The 19,214-nt window shown below is 72.2% G+C and carries 14 protein-coding genes; 5 read left to right on the top strand and 9 right to left on the bottom strand.

Annotated elements, in window-relative coordinates; translation table 11 throughout:
• Window positions 1-241 precede the first annotated feature (241 nt).
• From WMF34_RS16770 to WMF34_RS16745, 6 genes are all read right to left on the bottom strand, one after another.
• On the bottom strand, window positions 242-3,334 hold the full coding sequence (locus WMF34_RS16770; protein ID WP_437993892.1) for a DUF3427 domain-containing protein: 3,093 nt from the start codon (window positions 3,332-3,334) through the stop codon (window positions 242-244).
• 291 nt (window positions 3,335-3,625) lie between these two features.
• Window positions 3,626-3,889, bottom strand: a complete 264-nt coding sequence (locus WMF34_RS16765) for a hypothetical protein (protein WP_437993891.1) — start codon at window positions 3,887-3,889, stop codon at window positions 3,626-3,628.
• 21 nt (window positions 3,890-3,910) lie between these two features.
• The gene (locus WMF34_RS16760) at window positions 3,911-4,051 is read right to left on the bottom strand and encodes a hypothetical protein (RefSeq protein ID WP_437993890.1); all 141 of its coding nucleotides are present in this window, start codon (window positions 4,049-4,051) and stop codon (window positions 3,911-3,913) included.
• Between the two features lie 100 nt (window positions 4,052-4,151).
• Window positions 4,152-4,310 (bottom strand): hypothetical protein, encoded by a 159-nt coding sequence (locus tag WMF34_RS16755; RefSeq protein ID WP_437993889.1) that lies wholly within the window; start codon window positions 4,308-4,310, stop codon window positions 4,152-4,154.
• A gap of 298 nt (window positions 4,311-4,608) precedes the next feature.
• Window positions 4,609-5,466: a hypothetical protein gene (locus WMF34_RS16750; protein ID WP_437993888.1), complete on the bottom strand. Its 858-nt coding sequence runs from the start codon at window positions 5,464-5,466 to the stop codon at window positions 4,609-4,611.
• Window positions 5,467-5,848: 382 nt separating this feature from the next.
• Window positions 5,849-6,571 (bottom strand): hypothetical protein, encoded by a 723-nt coding sequence (locus WMF34_RS16745; RefSeq protein WP_437993887.1) that lies wholly within the window; start codon window positions 6,569-6,571, stop codon window positions 5,849-5,851.
• Between the two features lie 475 nt (window positions 6,572-7,046).
• Here WMF34_RS16745 and WMF34_RS16740 point away from each other — a divergent pair, with 475 nt between their 5' ends.
• Complete coding sequence (locus WMF34_RS16740) at window positions 7,047-7,940, top strand: hypothetical protein (protein WP_437993886.1); 894 nt, start codon at window positions 7,047-7,049, stop codon at window positions 7,938-7,940.
• A gap of 22 nt (window positions 7,941-7,962) precedes the next feature.
• Here WMF34_RS16740 and WMF34_RS16735 read toward each other — a convergent pair whose 3' ends face one another.
• Complete coding sequence (locus WMF34_RS16735; protein ID WP_437993885.1) at window positions 7,963-11,373, bottom strand: protein kinase domain-containing protein; 3,411 nt, start codon at window positions 11,371-11,373, stop codon at window positions 7,963-7,965.
• 8 nt (window positions 11,374-11,381) lie between these two features.
• Window positions 11,382-12,824: a sigma 54-interacting transcriptional regulator gene (locus WMF34_RS16730; RefSeq protein ID WP_437993884.1), complete on the bottom strand. Its 1,443-nt coding sequence runs from the start codon at window positions 12,822-12,824 to the stop codon at window positions 11,382-11,384.
• A 315-nt stretch (window positions 12,825-13,139) separates the two neighbouring features.
• On the opposite strand from WMF34_RS16730, the gene WMF34_RS16725 reads away from it, so the two are divergent.
• On the top strand, window positions 13,140-15,047 hold the full coding sequence (locus WMF34_RS16725) for a M6 family metalloprotease domain-containing protein (RefSeq protein WP_437993883.1): 1,908 nt from the start codon (window positions 13,140-13,142) through the stop codon (window positions 15,045-15,047).
• Here the strand turns inward: WMF34_RS16725 and WMF34_RS16720 are convergent.
• Window positions 14,995-15,954, bottom strand: a complete 960-nt coding sequence (locus WMF34_RS16720; RefSeq protein WP_437993882.1) for a LysR substrate-binding domain-containing protein — start codon at window positions 15,952-15,954, stop codon at window positions 14,995-14,997. The two genes, WMF34_RS16725 and WMF34_RS16720, sit on opposite strands and share 53 nt — an antisense overlap.
• Before the next feature lie 124 nt (window positions 15,955-16,078).
• Between WMF34_RS16720 and WMF34_RS16715 the strand changes: the two genes are divergently transcribed.
• From WMF34_RS16715 to WMF34_RS16705, 3 genes are all read left to right on the top strand, one after another.
• On the top strand, window positions 16,079-16,927 hold the full coding sequence (locus tag WMF34_RS16715) for an oxidoreductase (RefSeq protein WP_012235856.1): 849 nt from the start codon (window positions 16,079-16,081) through the stop codon (window positions 16,925-16,927).
• A gap of 224 nt (window positions 16,928-17,151) precedes the next feature.
• Window positions 17,152-17,739 carry a LysE family translocator gene (locus WMF34_RS16710; RefSeq protein WP_437993881.1) on the top strand — a complete coding sequence of 196 codons (588 nt, stop codon included), beginning with the start codon at window positions 17,152-17,154 and terminating at the stop codon, window positions 17,737-17,739.
• A 3-nt stretch (window positions 17,740-17,742) separates the two neighbouring features.
• Entirely contained in the window at window positions 17,743-19,182 is a 1,440-nt protein-coding gene (locus WMF34_RS16705; RefSeq protein WP_437993880.1) for a PLP-dependent aminotransferase family protein, read from the top strand.
• Window positions 19,183-19,214: the final 32 nt, after the last annotated feature.

Here is a 19,214-nt window from a genome sequence, read left to right as displayed (position 1 = left end):
GTTCCCTCTTCAACGGCGCGCACCTGCGCCTGGTCTACTACGTCCGGCGCAGCCTGAATCCGGGGCCGGTCCAGGCGATCGAGAAGGCGGTGAAGGAGGCCGGCAAGGACGACGCCGCGCTCGCCGAGGCGCTCGCGTGATGGGTTCGAGCTCCGAGCAATGCCGAGAAGACAGCCGCGGGTGGTTCACTTACGTGCGCCCCAGGCAGGCACTTTGTCCGCAGGATCGGGCGAGGTTCGCTTTACGCCACCGCCGCCGCGAACGACGCGAACAGGTCCCCCGGCAGCGCATGCTGCAGCCGCCACGTGATCGCCATCGGCAACTCCGACTCGTGCCGCACATAGCTCGCCGGCCCCAGGAACCAGAACGCCCGCTCGTCGCTGCGCAGCCGCGCGAACAGCATCACCGCCGTGCCGAGCGCCTCGTGCTGCTGGTAGCGCTGCCCCGTCTCGCTCTCGGCGCGGGTGGTCGACTGGCTCTCCCAGTGGATCAGCTGCCGGCTGATGGCATGGTCGCGGTAACGCGTCGTCGGCGAGAACTGCCCGTTCGTCTTGTCGAGCGTGAACGCGAGCAGGTCGGCGCGGGCGTCCTTCGCCCAGTACACGCCTGTCTGCCAGGGCGCGACCTTCGCGCTGCCCCCGACGCCGAACGCCGCCAGGATCTCGATGCGCGAGTAGCGCGCGTGCACCTGGAGCGGCACGTCCGGATGGGTCGCGAGCCCCCGGTGAACGTGGTCCACGCGGGCAGCGAGCAGGTCCATCACCTCGACGAGCTCCGCGCGCACCTGCGGGTGCGCCCAGACGAGGGCGCACGCCTGCGCAAGGGTGGTCGCCTTGTCGATGGCGCGATCGGCCACGGTGGCGACGAGCATGCGCAGGAGGCGGCGCTCGCGCAGGCTCATCGCCCCCGGATCGGGACACGCGTCAGACGCGAGCAGCCGGCGAACCACCTCGATCCGCACGAAGTCGTCGACGTGGAGCAGCCGCCCGCACGCGCGCCGCAGCGCCTGCTCGTGCGGCCCCACGCCGAGCGACGGGAGCCCCGCGTCATCACGGAGGTCTGACCACGAGCGCTGCCCGGCATAGACGTCCTCGAGCTCGATCCCGGTCTCTTCGAGGAACCGCGCAAGGCTCACGTCGCCGCTGCGGGCGAGCCGCCGCAGCTCGTCGACCTTGGCCGTCCACCCCGACGGCACCGCTTGCCGGATGTTCTCGAGCACGAGCTCCGATGCCTTCTGGTCGAGCTCCATGTGGCAGCCCGCGGGTAGAAACGGGAACCCGCGTTCGACCTGCTGAACGAGCTCCTTCCGGCTCCCGCCGAGCAGCGCTGCGAAGCGGCGATCGAAGCGGAACTCGCGCCGATGGTGCCCGACGAAGTCGAGCACCGTGCAAACGGTCTTGCCGGCGCTGCGCCGCAGGCCGCGCCCGAGCTGCTGCAAGAAGAGCGTGGGGCTGTCGGTCGGGCGCAGGAGGATCAGCGTGTCGACCGCAGGGACGTCGATACCCTCGTTGAACAGATCCACGGAGAAGACAACGTTGATCCGCCGCGCCCCGAGATCCGCGAGGGCCGCGCGCCGCTCGTCATCGGGGCTGTCCCCCCAGACCGCGGTCGCCGCGACACCGGCCTCGCGAAAGACGCGCGCCATGAACCGCGCGTGCTCGATGCTGACGCAGAATCCAAGCGCCCGAATCGTTCGCGTGTCATCGACGTGTGCGACGAGCTGGGCCACCACCTGCCGGGCCCAGGCGTCGTTGGCTGTGAGCAGCTTGGAGAGGCCATCGACGTCGTAGCCGCGCCCGCGACGCCAGGGCACATCGCGCAGGTCCAGCCCGTCGTGGATGCCATAGTAGACGAACGGAACGAGCCGGTGCTGATCGATCGCGTCCCAGAGCCGCAGCTCTGCCGCGATCCGGTCATCGAACCAGCCGAGGAGCGGGAGCCCATCGCTCCTCTCGGGCGTGGCCGTGAGGCCGAGGAGCTCGACGGGACGCACGCGCTCCAGCAGCGCGCGGTACGAGGGCGCGGCGGCGTGGTGAAACTCATCGATGATCACCACGTCGAAATGGGACGGATCCAGGTCATCGAGCCCTGTTGCCGAGAGGCTCTGGATCGACGCAAAGACATGCTCGAAGCGCCGCGGGTGACGGCCGCCGACCCACAGCTCGCCAAAGGCATGATCGCGCAGGCCGTGACGAAACGTCGCGAGGCTCTGCTCCAGGATCTCCCCGCGGTGCGCGACGAAGAGCAGGCGTGCGCGGGGGAGCGCCTCCCGGAGTCGGGCGTAGTCGATGGCGGCCATGACGGTCTTGCCGGTGCCGGTCGCCGATACCAGCAGGTTGCGGTGATGCCCGCGCTCGCGGGAGAGGGCGATCTGCTCGAGCAGACGCTCCTGGAACGGCTCGGCGCGGAGCTCGATCGGGCTGAGCATCACCGATGGCGCCGCGTTCGTCGCCAGATCGACGCGCTCAAGGAACTCCGCGCGGTCGTACGGCACGAAGTCGCCGCTGTTCCAGTAGCTCTCGAAGACGGCGGCGACCTTGGCGATGACATCCGGGTTGCGCGCGCCGGACACGCGAACGTTCCACTCGAGCCCGCTCGTCTGCGCGGTGTGCGTCAGGTTGGAGGAGCCGATATAGGCGGTCGAGAAGCCCGACGCGCGATGAAACAGCCAGGCCTTCGCGTGCAGGCGCGTCGTCCCCGTGTCGTACGAGACGCACACCTCGGCGCCGATCTTGCGGAGCGCCTCGAGCGCCTTTGCTTCGGTCGAGCCCGTGTACGTGGTCGTCAGCACACGCAGCGCGCGGCCCTCCTGACAGTGCACGCGGAGCGCCTCGAGCAGCGGGGCGATGCCGCTCCGGCGGACGAACGCCATGACGACGTCGATGCGGTCCGCCGAGCGAACCTCGGTCAGGAGCTGGTGGCCCACCCTCGGCTCGCCAGGCGCGTTGGTGAGCAGCGCCGTGTCGAGGAGCGGGATGAGCGGCTCGGGGATCGTCTCCGGCTTGCCGTCCGGCTGGCGCCCGACGATGGCGTGGAGCACCGTCGCCGGCTCGACGGGCGCCTCGGGCTGGAGCTCTGCGCCGGCGATCACCTGGTCGATCTGCTCGACGAGCCTCCGCGCCAGACCCACGCCGACGGCCACACGCTCTGCGTCGGGTACGCCGGAGATGGCGCGCTGCACGAGGCGACCCAGGTGCAGTGCGATACGGTCGGCGGCCTCAGCGGCCCGGAGCGCCGCGGTGCGGACCTCCAAGCTGGCGTCGAGCTCGCGCAGGCTGGACGCCAACGCCTCGGTGATCAGATCCTGGTAGAGACCGCGCCGGCTCGCCGTCATGGCCAGCGAGTCTACGGCAGGCGAGCCCACGTCCAAGAGGCATTCGACCGGTCGCTCGGCGCAGCGCCAGCACCGGAGAGGGGTCTTCCTCCCCAACGACCCTTCTGAGGGTCGCCTGGACGGGTAACCGGACGACCCGAAACGAGCGGAGCGACCTGCGCCTCAGCGACGTTTGGCGACGTGCCGCCCAAGGCCTCGGCGCGGACTCCCCTGCTCCGGAGGAAGGCGGCTCCGTTCTGGCTGCGGACGCCGTGACGGCAGTAGACCATCGCGTCGTGCGGTTCACGCTCGTCAATGACCGACGACGGAGAGCGCCATCACCACGCAAGCGAGAATGAGCGCCGAGCAGATGGGCAATACGATCCAGAAACCGAGGTACGGCGTGGAAGGGTGACGAACGCGAACGACGCTGATGACAAGGACGTAGAGCGCACAAGTCAGCGCGAAGGCAAACGCCAACGGCTTGAGCATTTTCGCCCCTTCAATCGAAAAGACGTAGAGGGAAAACAGAGTTGGCAGCGCGAGCAAAATGACGATGAGGATCTTGAGGAACATGCCGAACGCTCGTCTTGTCGATCAGGGTTTCAGGTTCACAACAACAGCGATTTTGCGCGGAATCAGGGCAGCGGCCGCCTCACTCGATCCGGCCGGCGCCGGGGGTCGTGTCGCATAGTCGGCCGGCGCCACGATCGGTTCTTTGGCGATCCTGTCTGCCATCCTGTGGTTCCTCCCTTCGCTCCCAGCGAGAGCCTATCCCACGACCGGCTGCCGGAACATCGCGCCCGCGAGGCGACCCTCGCGACGGTGGCCCAGTTCATCAGGACGCATCGCGCGGGTCCGGCCTCGGACGGCGGCGGTGCGCGCCGGGCGGGACGCCGACCCAGCCCTCGAACACGCGGTTGAACGCGTCGTCGGGCCCGCAGCGCACCTCCGCCGCGTCCTGGATACTCAGGCGCCCGCCCTCGAGCAGCCTCACGGCGTGCCGCATTCGCCCCCCCGTCACCTGCGCGAGCGGCGGCTCGCCCACCTGCGGCTCGCGCGTCCACCGGGAGACGAGTGCTACTCGTCTTTTCTTGGAGGTTCGTCCACCGGGAGACGAGTCCCACTCGTCTTTTGCTGGAGCCACGTCCACCGGGAGACGAGTCCCACTCGTCTTTTGCTGGAGCCACGTCCACCGGGAGACGAGTCCCACTCGTCTTTTCTTGGAGCCACGTCCACCGGGAGACGAGTCCCACTCGTCTCCCGCGTGGACGCGCCACCTCACCCGGATGGGTTCACGGCGTCCCGCCCGCCCCGAGCGGTGGCGCCGGGACGGCTTCGAGCTTTGTCGCGGAGGCTCTTCGACGGGGCTTCGCGAGGTCGTCGACCATCTCGACGTAGGGCGCCAGCAGGAACGCGGCGAGCGCCTCGCTCCCCGGGATCTCCGGGTCGGCGTGGCTCTCGATCTTCTGGATCAGGCTCCGCAGCGCATCCCGGGCGGCGCTCCACTGCGGCCGGCCATCGGTCGGCCCGCCCTCCTTGGCGAGCACCACGGTCGTGAAGCCGTACGCCTCGCCGAAGCGCGCGTGGGCGGCGACGAGCTGCCGGTAGTGCCGGGTCCCGCCGAACTGCTCGATCACCGCCTGGGCGCGCTCCTCCTCCAGCGTCTTCATCCGCTGCACCATCGCGGCCCACTGGACCCGCGGACGGCGCGTGATGAAGCGAAGCCCCTCGGGCGCCGGAAAGAGCTGCCCGTACAGCCAGCGCGCGTCGGACGGCGACGGCGTCTGCCCATCCTCGGAGAGCCCGGCGGCTCCCGCGTTCCACTGCTCGAGCGCGCGCCATCGGTCGTCGCTGCCGGTGTTCGCCGCGCTCCGCTCGGCCTCGCTCGCCCCGGAATGGCGCTGGTCGGCCTGCGCGCTCGCCCGCAGGCCGCGGAACCCCTGAAGCTCCGTCGCGGCCGCCTCGAACCGCTTCCACGGTCTGTCGATGTGCGGCGGCAGCGCCGCGACCGGCTCGACCCCCTTGGGCAGCGGCGCGTCGCCCTCCTTGCGCTTGCCGCCCTTCGGCCGGAGCACCGCCGCGATCCGCGCGCTCATCTGATCTCGGAGACCGATCACGTCGTCCGCGACGAGCTCCAGGGGAAGGACCATGGTCGAAAACATCGGTGTTTCACTCACGGGGTAAACCTCCTGTGATGTCTGATGGGTTCTGGCCTGCCGCCGTGGCGACACGCCATGGTTTCGTTGCGGCGTGGCCCACGGCAACCCACGTGCCGGCGCGAGATGCGTGAATGTCTCGGCAAAACGTCTCAGACAGCGAGGAGCTGAGCGCAATGCCCCGTCATGACCCGCAACGGATTGCGCTGTTGCGCAACGCTTCCGCCGGCGCGTCGCGACCGCTTGTCGAGCACGATCCTATCACCGCGCACGCCTGTCGATGCCGCGGCCCCTCGCATCGAGCACGCCGCGTGATGGCGAGAAGTGCTACCCGACGAAGCGCGGGCCGTGCTGGCGGTCGAGAAGCTGCCGCTCGCTATTGCTGCGAGCGCTGGTAGGTATTCCCGAAGTCGTCCTGCACCACGACGGCGAGCCCGTCCACCGCCTCCACCTCGAGCTTTTCGTCGAGCACCCGCGTTCGAAACGCCCAGCCGTCGGGAAGCGTCAATGTCTCGCCGAGCTTCGCGAGCGACGCCTCGTCCTGCTGCACCTCCTGCACGCTGTACGACTGCAACTCGTAGACCGCGCCCTCCGGATCGACGAGCTCGTAGACGCTCTTGCCCGCGTCGTAGCCCCACGTCGTGTCGCGCCGCACGGCGCGTGTCTCGTAGGGCTTCGCCTTGCCCGAGGCCTCGGCGAGGGCGACGGTGAGCGTGCCCGTCTTGCGCATCTCGATGCCGCCGAGCGTGCGCACCTCCGGATCGAGCACCTTCGAGCCCTCGAAGCTGTCGATCATCCAGTGGCGCGGGCCGTTCATGACCACCACATCCGCCATCGTCTCGGCCTTCACCTCGGCCTCATCGACCGCGACCCACGCCGCCTCGGGGCACTCGTTCAGGCCCTGTGTGTTGTACACGTCGATCGTCACCGATCCCGCGACGAGATCCGCGTCGCCGAGCAGGATCTCGCAGTAGCGGCTCCCCCGCAGGGCCTCCTGCGCGGGCCCGCGCGACTCGGCTTCGACGGGCTCCGTGCTGCCACAGCCGACCGCGGCGAGAAGGAGCGACAGGAAAAGGGCGAGCGACGACGGCTTGTTCATGGCGTGTACCTCGGGCAGAAGGCGATCGTGGAACGCGTGGATCGCGCTCTCTTTCCCCTACTCCCGTAAAAGCACCCGCCGACCCGACACGGCCTCGGTCGATTTTTCTCCGAGCTCCTCCCGTTGGGTTGGCCGGGATCTCCAGGGAGCGAAAAGAACATCCCCTCTCCACGGCCGGGCGACGCCCCTCTCGCCGCCCCCCCTCGCTCCGACAGCTCCGGCAGCCCCGATGGGCGCCTGTCATCGCGGCGCAACACCCGCTGTCCGCGCGGCGGTCAGCTGTAACGCCGCCGTACCACCTCGCCGGGAGACACGCGGCCAGATCCGCCGCCGCCGCGCCGCTCGCACGCATGGCACGGCACATGCTCTTGTCCCCGGCACGCAGCGCGGCGATCATGGCCGCTTGTGTCCACGCTCGGCGAGCTCGCCGTTGCCGTGAACGAAGGCTCGAAACTCTCTGGACGAGGAGATCGCGATGAAGCGCTCAGTCGGTGTGCACGGGATGGTGATGGGCGTCGGGCTCCTCTTGGCGGCTTGCGGGCCGGCGTCGGAGTCGGAGATCGAAGTCGAGCTCGACGAACCAGGGCTTGAGGCGACGGGGATGAAGCCCGGTATCCCGGACACCAACGGGACCCCGAAGCTCGCGTGGCACACCTGGAAGTACGCGGTGGTCACGGCGCTGCGGAGCCCGCTGCTCCAGGGCGACCAGATCCACCCGGTCATCCTCGCCACCAAGATCCTCGACGCGGCGGCCCCCGGGGGCGTGGACGGCAAGGAGGTCTTCGATCACACCGTCCGCTGCGCCGCCGCCGCCGGCACCGTCGTGCACCACGGCGGGGAGGTCTACCTGGGGCGAGGGATGGTGAGCAGCGCGTCGGCCTGGACGGAGGAGGGGCTCTCCGATGCCGTGATCGGCAACGTGCTGGAGTGCGTGATCGCCTACGTCAACGACGTGACCGACGGCCTCAGCGTCCTGCTCACGGGCACCCAGGTGACCGACGACGGGGCGCCTCACACCGAGTACATTCACCGCGAGGCGCTCTGGTGCGCGGTCCCCTCGACCGCGTTCGGCGCCATGGTGTCCGTCTATGCGACGGCCCCGTTCATCGCCCACTGCGATGTCGACCCTGGGTCGGCGCTGAAGCAGCGGTACTGCTACAAGGAGGGGGCCTGCGGCCTCAACTACATGGGGCCCCTGGCGGACAGCATCGATAACGGCACCTGCCAGCCCGTCGGGCTCCCGGGGCACGGCCAGTTCATCTGCAACGACAAGCCGTGCACGATGACGTGGCTGAAGGACATCGAGCCCGACTGGTGCCGTGAGCCCGGGCGCATGCGCACGATCGATCGCGCGCTGTTCCCCCGGTGAGCGCCGCGGGCCGCGGGGGCGGTCAGGGCGCGGCGGGGTCGGGCGCCTGGCCCGCGAGCCGCCGCGCCTCCGCGAGGCGCGCGCCCTCGGTCCGGGCGCGCAGCGGGTTCGCCAGGAGGGCCGCCTCCAGGGCCGCAACCCCGCGCCGGGCGGCCTCCCGCCGGGCCGCCGCGCCGGGCGCGGCCGCGGCGCGCAGCAGCCAGAGCCCGCCCTGGGCCACGAGCGCCCGGTCGAACCGCGGGTGGAGCCCGAGCGCCGCGTCCGCATGCCGGAGCCCCTCCGCGATGTCGGCGGCGGCGTCCCCCCCGCGGTCCGCCCGGTGGGCGGCGCGGGCCTCGTGGATCTCGGCCAGCAGCGCGGGGAACCGGGGATCGGCGCGCTGCCCGCCATCGGCGCGCTGCCCGCCGAGCAGGGGGTCGAGCACGGCAAGCGCCGCGTCGAGCCGCGCCGGGTCCGGCCGGCCGCGCTGCGCGCTCCACCGGTAGGCGAGCAGCTCCACCTCGGCGCGCTGCAGCCGGTCCGACACGTCCCAGGGCGCCACCGCGATCTGGCGATCGAGCGCCTCACGCGCGATCCGGATCGAGGGCGACGGGTCCTCACCCCGCGCGACCCCGGCGCGCGCCTCGAGCACCGCCAGCATCGCCCGCAGCGACTCCGGGAAGGCGGTCGCGTCCGGCGCCACCTCCAGCGCGCTCGCCCGGACGCGCGCGAGCGCCGGGCCGGGATCCGCGCCCGCGTCGAGCGCGTGCAGCGCGAGCGCGTGCTCCAGCCAGACCCGCCAGTAGGGCGCCCAGCCCCAGGAAGGGTCCTTTTGATGCATCGCCTCGATCACCCGGTGCGTCCGCTGGACCGCCTCCTCGGGGGAGCGGCCGGCGCGGACGAGGTGCTCTGCCTCGTAGACGCCGGTGACGAGCCGCGAGGTGCGCGCGCCGTCGAGGCCCGGGTCGAGCGCGAGGACCTGATCGCAGCGGGCGCCCGCGCGCTCGAAGGAGCGGCTCGGGTCGCGGCCGTGCAGGGAGTCATGGCGGCCGAGCTCGGCGTGGACGGAGCAGAGCTCGGCGAGGGCCCAGGCGAAATCGGGCTCGCGCTGGAGCGCGGCCTCGTAGCCCTGGATGGCGCGCTCCAGGTCCTCGCGCTGGTCGCGGCCGAGCATGTCGGCGCGGTACGCCCGCGCGCGGGCGACCGCGGCGGCGACGTACCGGGCGAAGGCGTCGTCCGGGCTCCTGTCGAGCGCCGCCTCGGCGCGCGCGGTCGCGGCGCGCAGGGCGGCCTCGGCGTCCTCGCCCGGCTGCATGCCGCTCGCCGCCCACCAGGCGAAGCAGTTGTGGACCCAGGCGAGCTTGACCAGCGCCTCGGGGCTCCGCGGGCTCGCCTCGAGCGCCCGCTCGCAGGCCGCCCGCGCGCGCTCGAAGCTCGGGCGCATCGAGTCGCCGCGCTTGCCGGCGGCGTTCATGGTCTGGGTCCAGAGCTCGCACGCGGCGGCGTGGACCGAGGGGTCGGACCGGCCGTGCTCGGCGGCGATCCGGTACGCCTCGGCGGCGGGGTCGAAGTAGCCCTTCATGCGGTCGAAGTCGAAGGCGGCGTCGTGCCGGTGGCGGCTCCCGAGGGCGAAGAGCACGTCGCCCTCCAGCTTCTTCGCCTCGTGGAGCCACGGCGCCGCCGCGAACGCCTCCCGGGCCCTCTCCAGCGCCTCGTCGTGCCTGCCCTCGGCGAACGCGAGAAGCCCTTCCACGTAGGCGGGCGCCTCGATGGCGCCGTGCGCCGGCGCCTCGCCGGCGCCGCCCAGCGCCGCGCGGAGGTGCCGGACCGCCGGGGCCTTGTACTCGGCCTCGAGCGCCGCGATCCGGGCCTCGCGCTGCGCCGGGTCGCGGATGCGGCGGGTCTCCTCCAGGGCGCGGCGGTAGAGCTCGGAGAGCGCCACGCCGGCAGCGTGGTCGAGCCCCGGCGATCGGTACCCGGCCCGCTCGGCCGCGCGGAGGTGGTCGAGCGCGGCGCGCGGCTCCTGGAGCGCGAGCAGGCCGCGGCCGAGCGCGTACTCGCCGGGGCCGCGGCCGACCTCGCCCGCGGTCGCCATCCGGGCCTCGACGGCCCCGAGCCGGGCGCGGACCACATCGCGCTCGCGCTCGACGTCGTGGAGCGGCATCGCGTGGGCGGCGCGCAGGAAGAGCTCCATCTCCTTCACGGTCTCGCCGAGCTCGCGGGCGAGGTTGGCCTGCTCCGCGGCGGCGCGCTGGCCGCGGACGAGGAGCCCGGCGACGACGAGCGCCGTCAGCAGCAGCGCGGCCGCGCCCGCGACCGCCGCCCGGTGCCGCCGCGCGTGCCGGGCGAGGCGGCGGCCGAGGGAGGCGCGGCGCGCGAGCACGGGATCGCCGTCCAGGAAGCGCTGCAGGTCCTCGCCGAGCGCGCGCGCCGACTCGTAGCGGGCGCCGGGCTGCTTCTCGAGGCAGCGCATCACCACCGCCTCGAGGTCCTGGGGGATGTCGCGGTCCAGGGTCCGGAGCGGCGGCGCGTCCGCCTCCAGCACCTGGCGGAGCACGTCCATCACGGTGCCCCCGGTGAACGGCGGGCGGCCGGCGAGCAGCGCGTAGAGCGTCGCGCCCAGGCCGTAGACGTCGGTCCGCCGATCGAGGGCGTGCACCCGCCCCGCGGCCTGCTCGGGCGCCATGTACGCGGGGGTTCCGAGCAGGGCGCCGGTCAGGGTGGGCCCGCTCTCCCCGGCCTCGCGCGCGATGCCGAAGTCCATGAGGTAGGGGCGGTAGGCGCCGTCCGTGCCCCGCTCCAGCATGACGTTGCTCGGCTTGACGTCGCGGTGCACGAGGCCGAGCCGGTGCGCCTCGTGGAGCGCGGCGGCGACGGCCCGGGCCACGCGCACCTTCTCCTCGAGGGTCAGGTCGCCGCGGGCGTCCTGGAGGGAGGGGCCGTCGATGCAGCGCATGACGAGGAAGGGCACGTGATCGGCGACGCCTGCCTCGTGGACCTCGCAGACGTTCTCGTGGCGGAGCCGCGCCTGGGAGCGCGCCTCGCGCAGGAAGCTCCCGTCGATCTGCGCGCCCGCCGAGAGGAGCTTGATGGCGACGCGCCGGCCGAGCCGGAGATCCCGGGCCCGGTAGACGACGCCCATGCCGCCGCGGCCAAGGAGGTGGAAGTCCTCGAAGCGGGCGTGGAGCGAGGGCGGGATCGGCGAGGGTGGGATCGACGAGGGCGCGGCGGGCGCGGCGGCGCGCCGGCTCTCCTCGCCGAGGCCGAGATCGGACGTGGCCTCGAACGCGGCGGGCGATGCCCCGGGCGCGGCGGGCGATGCCCCGGGCGCGGCCGGCGATGCCCCGGGCGCGGCGGGCGATGCCCCAGGCGCGGCCGGGCCGGTGACGGTCGCGTCGTCGCGCCCGCGCCGCGGCCACGGCGGGGCGTCGACGCGGGGCTCGTCGCCGTCCACGGGCACGATCATCGGGCGCGGAGGCCGTGGCGCTGGAGCAGCCGGTGGACGAGCTGGCGGGAGACGCCCATCGCGTCGGCAGCGTGCGAGATGTTGCCCCCGTGCTGGCGGAGCTTCTCGGTGACGTAGGCGCGCTCCAGCTCCTCCAGCACGACCTCCCGCGCTTCGGGCAGCGGCAGCTCGAGGAGCCTGCGGAGGCGGGCGTCCCCGGACCCTGCCGGCGACGCGCCGGAGGGCGCCGCGCCCGGCGAAGCCGCTCCGGAGGGCGCCGCGCCCGAGGGATCGGGCCGCGTCGCTTCTGCGCTCAGGCTCCCCTGCGGCGCCGGCGGCGCGGCGCCGAGGATCTCGTGGAGCAGCTCGGGGAAGAGGACGAGCCGCGCGACGGTGTTCCGGAGCTCGCGCACGTTCCCCGGCCAGTCGTACGCCTCCAGCAGCGGGAGCGCGCCCGGCGGCAGGTCCGCGAGCGCGCGCGGCGGATCCCGCGCGACGAGGAAGCGCTCGACGAGGAGCGGGATGTCGTCCTTGCGCTCCCGGAGCGCGGGGACGTGGACCTCCACCACCGAGAGCCGGAAGTAGAGATCGGCCCGGAACGAGCCGTCCTGGGCCTTCGCGCGCAGGTTCCGGTGCGTGGCCGCCACGATCCGCGCGTCGAAGGGGAGCCACTCGTTCGATCCGAGCCGCCGGATCTGCCGCCCCTCGATGGCGCGGAGGAGCTTCGGCTGGAGCTCGAGCGGGAGCTCACCGATCTCGTCGATGAAGAGCGTGCCGCGGCTCGCCTGCTCGAGCAGGCCCGGCCGCGCCGCCGCGGCGCCCGTGAACGCGCCCCGGGCGTGGCCGAAGAGCTCGCTCTCGACGAGGTTCGGGGCGATGGCGCCGCAGTCCACGACCACGAACGGGCCGTCCTTGCGGCGGCTTTGCGCGTGGATCGCCCGCGCCAGCACCTCCTTGCCGGTGCCGGACTCGCCCAGCAGGAGCAGCGTCTCGTCGGTCGGCGCCGCGCGCTCCAGCCGCGCGAACAGCGCGCGCATGGGGAGGCTCCGCCCCGCCGCCTCGCCGAACGCGTCCGCGGCGGAGAGCGGCAGGACGGCCGCGGGCCCCGCGGGGCCGACGACGATCTCGGAGCCGCCGACCGTCGCGGGGACGCGCGGCGGGAGGAAGGCCTCGCGGATCCGGACGTCGCGGATCAGCGTGCCGTTCTTGCTGCCCAGGTCGCGCAGGAGCACGCCCTGCTCGGTCAACCGGATCTCGCAGTGCCGGCGCGAGGCGCGCGGATCGGCGAGGACCAGATCGCAGTCGGCGCCCGCGCCCACGAGGAGGGGGCGCAGATCGAGCGGCGCGGTGAGCGTGCGGCGGTCCGGGAGGGTGACGGTCACCGAGACGGACGGGAGCCGGAGAGAGCGCCCCTCATCGAAGCTCGTGAGCGTGCAGGCCTCCCCGGGATCGTCGCCCATGATCGCCATGGTGCCCCTGGAGGGGGCCGCGTCAACCAGGAACCGGCGCGCCCGCGGGCCACACCGGCGCCTGCAGCTCACCGCCGGCGCGCCTGCGGGACCTCTCTGCTGGACCGCTGTCACGCCGCCGCGACAGCGCCCGTCGCGCGCGCGTGACAGCTGTCCCGGCGGCGTGTCGGCGCGGGGCGAAGCGCTCGCCGGAGACGCGCGGATCCGCCTGGAAACGCGGCGATTCGCGCTGCAAACCGATTCCGGCACACGCGTTGCGATGCGCCCCTCGAACGCGGCGAAACGCGGATTGAGGAGGATGCGGACATGACGTCTCGAAACAGCGGCGCGGGCAACGTGGATCACCAGGGGATCGCCGGCGCGCGCCGATCGGCGCGGCTCGGGCTCGTCGCGCTCGCCGCGCTGGCGAGCGCCGTCTCGGCGAGCCGCCCCGCGGCCGCGGTGAGCGCCGAGCCCGGGCTGCGCGAGATCCCGCTCGACACGACCGGCGCGACCTTCCGCGCCGAGGTGATCGGCGACGAGCACTTCGATTACCTCCGGATGGCGGACGGCACGGCCGTCGTGCTCAACGAGCTCTCGGGCGACTACGAGGTCGCCGAGCTCGGCTCGGACGCGCGCGGCGCCCTCAGGCTCGTCCCCTCCGGGGTGCTGGTCCGCGATCTCCGCGGGCAGGGCGGCCCCGTGGATCCGGCGTTGCTCCAGCGCATCGACGACGAGGCGCTCGATACCCTCTGGGAGGCGGAGATCGCACATTCCCGGGGCGCGCTCTCGTTCGCGGCGAATCCGACCGTGATCTCCGGGATCCGGCGCCCCCTGCTGACCATCCTGCTGGAGTTCACCCAGGGGGGCGGGCTCGCGGCGCCAGGCGCGTTCACCGGCAACTTCAGCACCGACCTCGCGTACTGGAAGCAGACGATGTACGGGAGCCTCCCGGGCTCGGTGAACCATTATTACGCCGACATGTCGCGCGGGAAGTTCTCCTTCACCCGCGCGAAGGAGACCCAGGGCACCGCCAACGACGGCATCGTCCGGATCAAGCTCCCGTTCGCGCACCCCAACAGCAAGAAGGATTTCTCCCTCCTCCAGCTCTACCTGAAGGAGGCGCTGGTGATGGCGGATCCCTTCGTCAACTTCGCCTCCTACGACACCAACGCGGACGGCAAGGTCCGCGGCGACGAGCTCAACACGGTCTTCATCGTGGCCGGCTACGAGACAGCGAACACGAGCAAGACGCCCTCCATCTGGGCCCATGCGAAGGGCTTCGAGGACCCGATCACCCTCGACGGCAAGGTCCTCACCGGCTACGCCGCGCTCGGCGAACGGCAGGTCCACGCCGTCCGCGGCGTGCCCACCACGATGCCGGCCACGGTGGGTGTCATCGTCCACGAGCTCGGGCACGCGGCGGTCGGCCTGCCGGATCTCTACAAGGGCCCTACCCCGCTCGGGTCATGGTGCGTGATGGCGAGCGGGAGCTGGGGGAGCACGAGCGGCTCGCCCGCGGGCTCGGTGCCCGTGGCGATGGGCGCCTGGAGCCGGATCAAGGCCGGATTCCTGGCGCCGACGGTGATCGAGCCCGGGTCCCCGCCGCAGGACATTGCCATCGTCCGGACGGCCGGCGCGGAGTTCCTCGGGCAGGGCGTCGCGCCGACGATTTACAAGGTCGAGACCTCGGATCCGGACCAGTACTTCCTGATCGACAACCGCCAGAACGAGGGATACGACCGCGGCCTGCAGCGCTGGCTCGACTTCGATGACGCCTCCGGCGGCGTGGCGATCTACCGCGTCGACGAGGCCAGGAAGGCGGGCGCCGGGAAGATCGCGGTCATGGCGAGCAACCCGAGCTCGCCGAGCTCCATCGCCAACCTCTACAACGAGGAGGGGGGCCGGACCTTCACGCCGTTCACCGACCCGAGCAGCGACGACGCGGACGGGCAGTTCACCGGGCTCTCGGTCACGGACTTCAACGTCTCCGGGCCCATCATGCTCGCGCACGTGAGCTACGTCCCCTTCGCCTGCAACGCGATCACCGCGTCCGTGGCGGAGCACGAGATCCACGGCCGCGCCCACAAGCAGATCGTGGACCTCGGGGACGACCAGATCTTCCTTGGATACCGCACAACGGGCGTGCAGCAGGCGCTCGGGTTCGACGAGGACGAGATCGTCACGCTCCACGTGGAGGCGCCCGGGATGTGGAGCGTCGGGGAGTGCGACTGAGCGGCCTGGCCTCCTGCCCGCGGAAGCGCGTGACCGTCTCGATCAGCGCGCGGAGCTTCGGCTGCTCCTGCGTGCGCGCGGGGAAATAGAGGCAGAAGCCAGGCCCCTTCGTGATGAACGCCTCGAGCACGCGCTCCAGCCGCCCCTCCGAGAGGTCGCGCTCGATGGCCTGGTCCGGCACGTACGCGAGGCCCGCCCCCGCGCACGCGAGCGCGACCATGAGCCCGATATCGTCGGTGACGACGCCGCCGGGGACGTCGACCGTGATCGTCTTGCCCCGGCGTTCCAGCTCCCAGCGATAGACGACGCCGCTCGCGAGGAGGCGCTGGCGGATCGCGCGATGGCGGACGAGGTCCTCCGGCGAGCGCGGCCGCCCCGCCTTCGCGAGGTAGGCCGGCGAGCCGACGATCGACCACGACGAGTGGCTCGAGATCGGGACCCGCACCATGTCCTTCTCCACCGCGTCGCCGAGCCGGATGCCCGCGTCGAAGCCGGACGCCACGAGGTCGACGAAGGCGTCGTCGAGCGAGACCTCGATCGACAGCTCCGGGTACGCCTCCCGCATCTGCGCCACGAGCGGGGCGACGAGCCACGCGCCGCTCACGCGCGGCGCGGTGATGCGGAGGTTCCCGGAGGGGCGCCCGCGGTAGTCGCCGAGCGCGGCGAGCGCGTCCTCGACGTCGGCGATCGCGGGCCGCAGGCGCTGAAAGAGGCTCTCGCCCGGCTCCGTGAGCGCGACGCGCCTCGTGGTCCGCTGAAACAGCACGACGCCGCACCGCCGCTCGAGGAGCTTGATCTTCTGGCTCACGGCGGTGGGGGTGACGCCGAGCGCGGCGGCCGCGGCGGTGAAGCTCTTGTGGCGGCCCACGGCGAGGAACGTCGTGAGCCCGTCGAGCGCGTCGGTCATGCTGGATTATGAACAAAAGGTTCATAAAGCATCAACCTCTTCGCGCATTTTCTTCATGCTCGGGATGTTGCATCTTCCGTCGTGTGAGGGGCGCGGCGCCCCGGGCAACGAAGAGGAGATCCCCATGGAAACGAGCAAGCACGAGCGGGTGTGGTTCATCACGGGCGCGTCGCGCGGCATCGGCGCGGAGATCGCGAAGGCGGCGCTCGCCGCCGGCGATCGGGTGGTCGCCACCGCGCGCGATCCGAAGAGCATCACGGACCGCTTCGGGCGGCCCGAGGCGCTCCTCCCCGTCGCGCTCGACGTGACGGACGAGGCGTCGGTCGCCGCCGCGGTCGAGGCGGCCGTCGCTCGGTTCGGCCGGATCGACGTCCTCGTGAACAACGCCGGTTACGGCGTCATGGGCGCGATCGAGGAGACCTCGGGCGACGAGGTCCGGCGCGTCTTCGAGACGAACGTGTTCGGCCTGCTCGCGGTGACGCGCGCCGTGCTCCCGCAGCTCCGGAAGCAGCGCGCCGGCCAGATCCTGAACATCTCGTCGCTCGGCGGTTACCGGGCGGGAGCCGGGTTCGGCGTTTACTGCTCGACGAAGTTCGCCATCGAGGGGATCTCGGAGGCGCTCCACGCCGAGCTCGCGCCGCTCGGCATCGCGGTGACGGTCATCGAGCCGGGTTACTTCCGGACGGAGTTCCTGGAGGCGAAGTCCGTCGTCGAGACGGGCAAGGTCATCGCCGATTATGCGGACACCGCGGGCAGGGTCCGGAGCCGTGCGAAGGCGGTCAGCCTCCAGCAGCCCGGCGACCCGGAGCGGCTCGCGCGCGTGGTCGTCGAGCTCACCCGCGCGAAGAATCCCCCGCTCCGCCTCCCGCTCGGCAGCGACGCCGTCGCCGCGATCGAGGCGAAGAACGCGCTCGTGGCGCAGGAGCTCGCCGCGTGGCGCGCCGTCGCCGAGTCGACGGATTTTCCGAAGTGAAGCGAGGTTGATGCCCCCGGAGGCGCGAGCGCGCAGGGGGAGACGGAGGTCACGCGCCCGCCGCCTCCGGATCGTCCACCAGGGGCGCCACGCCGGGCGCCGCGCCCTTCGCTGTACCGGTCGCGCGACTGACACAGTGCTTTCGCGCGGCGCGCCCCCTGTGCCTTCACCGGCCAGCACCGTCTCCTTACGCTCCGGTCCATCCCCGACCGGAGCGATCTGTGATGACCGAGCTGCTGCCCCTCCTGACCTATTGCTTCGTGATGTCGAGCACCCCTGGGCCGAACAACATGATGCTCACCGCCTCGGGCGCCAACTTCGGCTACCGCGGCTCGCTGCCGCATCTCCTGGGCATCGGCGTGGGCGGCGCGGTCCAGACCTTCGTCGCCTGCCTGGGCCTGGGCGCGCTCTTCGCCGCCTACCCGGCGCTGCACGCCGTGCTGCGAGTGACCGGCGCGGTGTACCTGCTGGTGCTGGCGTGGAAGCTGACCGGCGGCGCCGCGGTCAAGGGCGCCGAGGCGCCGCGGCCGCTGTCGTTCGCGCAGGGGGCGCTGTTCCAGGCCGTCAACCCGAAGAGCTGGGTCAAGGCGATCACGGTGGCCTCGGTGTTCATGCCGGCGAGCATGGGCGTGGCGAGCGGCGCCCTGCTCGTGTCCGTCGTCGGCCTCGCCATCACCTTTCCGTGCACCTCGGCGTGGGCGCTGTTCGGCGTGGCGATCCGGCGATTTCTGACCGATCCGCGACGGCACCGGCTGTTCAATGGCATCATGGCCGGCGCGCTGGCGGTGCTGGCCATCCTGCTCCTGCGTTGACCCATGTTCTCGCTCGACCGCGACTCCGCCGTTCCCCTGGCCGACCAGATCGAGGCGCGGCTGCGCGCGCTGATCGAGGGCGCGCGGCTGCCGCCCGGCGCGCGGCTGACGTCGATCCGCCAGCTGGCGGGTCAGCTCGGCGTGAGCCCCAACACCGTGGTGACGGCCTACGATCGGCTGGTGGCGGCCGGGCTGCTCGAGTCGCGCGGCACGGCCGGGTTCTTCGTGTGTGAGGCGGCCTCGGCCATGCCGAGCGAGGCGTGGCTGGAAGCCGGCGAGGAGCAGGAACCTGTGTGGCTGGCGCAGCAATCGAACGACCAGCGCGCCGGCGTGCTGCTGGCCAGCAGCGGCGCGTTGCCGGCGAGCTGGCTGAGCGACGCCATCCCTGCGACCGTGCTCCAGCGCGCGCTCGCCAGGAGCGACGCCGGCATGGCGGCGCGCTGTCCGCCGCAGGGGCTGCCCGAGCTACGGGAGCGCATCGCGATGCTGATGCGCTCCCAGGGCATCGCGGCCGACGCGGGCCGCGTGCTCACGACCTGGGGCGGCACGCATGCGATCGACCTGATCTGTCGGGGCTACCTCCAGCCAGGCGACGCGGTGCTGGTGGAGGACCCGGGTTATTTCCTGCTGTTCGGCCGCCTGCGGCAGGCGGGCTACCGCCTCGTCCCGGTGGCGCGAAGGCCGGACGGCGTGGATCTGGGGGCGCTGGAAGCTGCGTGCCGCGAGCACCGGCCCAGGTTGATGTTCCTCCAGAGCGTTCTGCACAACCCGACCGGCTGGGGCTCGAGCGCCGCCAACCTGCACCGCGTGCTGACGATCGCGCACCAGCACGGCGTCCTCATCGCCGAGGACGACGTGCACGGCCACTTCCACCCCGGGCATCCCACGCGGCTGGCGCAGCTCTCGGGGCTGGATGGGGTCATCTATTACTCCAGCTTCTGCAAGGCGCTGAGCCCGGCGCTGCGCCTCGGCTACGTCGCGGCCGAGCCAGGGCGGCTGAAGCCGCTCTTGCGCGAGAAGATCTATTCGGTGCTGACGAGCGGCGCGCTGAACGAGCTCGTGCTCCTCGAGGTGCTGTCGGCCGGCAGGTGGCGCAAGCACATCGACCGGCTGCAGCAGAAGCTCGGCGCGGCCCGGAACGCGGCGGCGCGCCGGCTGCGCGACGCCGGCGTGCTGCTGGACCACCCGGGTGAAGGCGGGCTGTTCCTCTGGGGCGCGGCGCCGCGCGGGGTGGACGTCGACGAGCTGGTGCAGGACGCGTACCTCAACAAGATCCTGCTGGCGCGCGGGGCGACGTTCATGGCGGATGGGGCGGGAGATCCGCATATCCGGTTCAATGTGGTGTTCAGCCAGAATGTGCGGGTGGCGGAGTACCTGGGACAGCGGTTTGCGGCCATGGCGAGCGCGCGGGGGGCGATGGAGAGGGCGGTAGTAGGGGTGTAGCGGGCATGGGCGTTAACCAGGCTCGTTCGATC

Source organism: Sorangium sp. So ce145, assembly GCF_051525985.1.
In the GTDB taxonomy this organism is placed as follows: Bacteria; Myxococcota_A; Polyangia; order Polyangiales; family Polyangiaceae; genus Sorangium; species Sorangium cellulosum_B.
The sequence above is the reverse complement of the archived record's forward strand: the minus strand, read 5'-3'. Positions and strand labels throughout refer to the sequence as shown.

Excerpts from the sequence above, each read along its gene's own strand:
- WMF34_RS16710 (WP_437993881.1), top strand. The coding sequence starts at position 17,152 with ATGACCGAGCTGCTGCCCCTCCTGACCTATTGCTTCGTGATGTCGAGC.
- WMF34_RS16720 (WP_437993882.1), bottom strand. The coding sequence starts at position 15,954 with ATGACCGACGCGCTCGACGGGCTCACGACGTTCCTCGCCGTGGGCCGC.
- WMF34_RS16765 (WP_437993891.1), bottom strand. The coding sequence starts at position 3,889 with ATGTTCCTCAAGATCCTCATCGTCATTTTGCTCGCGCTGCCAACTCTG.
- WMF34_RS16750 (WP_437993888.1), bottom strand. The coding sequence starts at position 5,466 with ATGGTCCTTCCCCTGGAGCTCGTCGCGGACGACGTGATCGGTCTCCGA.
- WMF34_RS16715 (WP_012235856.1), top strand. The coding sequence starts at position 16,079 with ATGGAAACGAGCAAGCACGAGCGGGTGTGGTTCATCACGGGCGCGTCG.
- WMF34_RS16740 (WP_437993886.1), top strand. The coding sequence starts at position 7,047 with ATGAAGCGCTCAGTCGGTGTGCACGGGATGGTGATGGGCGTCGGGCTC.
- WMF34_RS16705 (WP_437993880.1), top strand. The coding sequence starts at position 17,743 with ATGTTCTCGCTCGACCGCGACTCCGCCGTTCCCCTGGCCGACCAGATC.
- WMF34_RS16770 (WP_437993892.1), bottom strand. The coding sequence starts at position 3,334 with ATGACGGCGAGCCGGCGCGGTCTCTACCAGGATCTGATCACCGAGGCG.
- WMF34_RS16760 (WP_437993890.1), bottom strand. The coding sequence starts at position 4,051 with ATGGCAGACAGGATCGCCAAAGAACCGATCGTGGCGCCGGCCGACTAT.
- WMF34_RS16745 (WP_437993887.1), bottom strand. The coding sequence starts at position 6,571 with ATGAACAAGCCGTCGTCGCTCGCCCTTTTCCTGTCGCTCCTTCTCGCC.
- WMF34_RS16730 (WP_437993884.1), bottom strand. The coding sequence starts at position 12,824 with ATGGGCGACGATCCCGGGGAGGCCTGCACGCTCACGAGCTTCGATGAG.
- WMF34_RS16725 (WP_437993883.1), top strand. The coding sequence starts at position 13,140 with ATGACGTCTCGAAACAGCGGCGCGGGCAACGTGGATCACCAGGGGATC.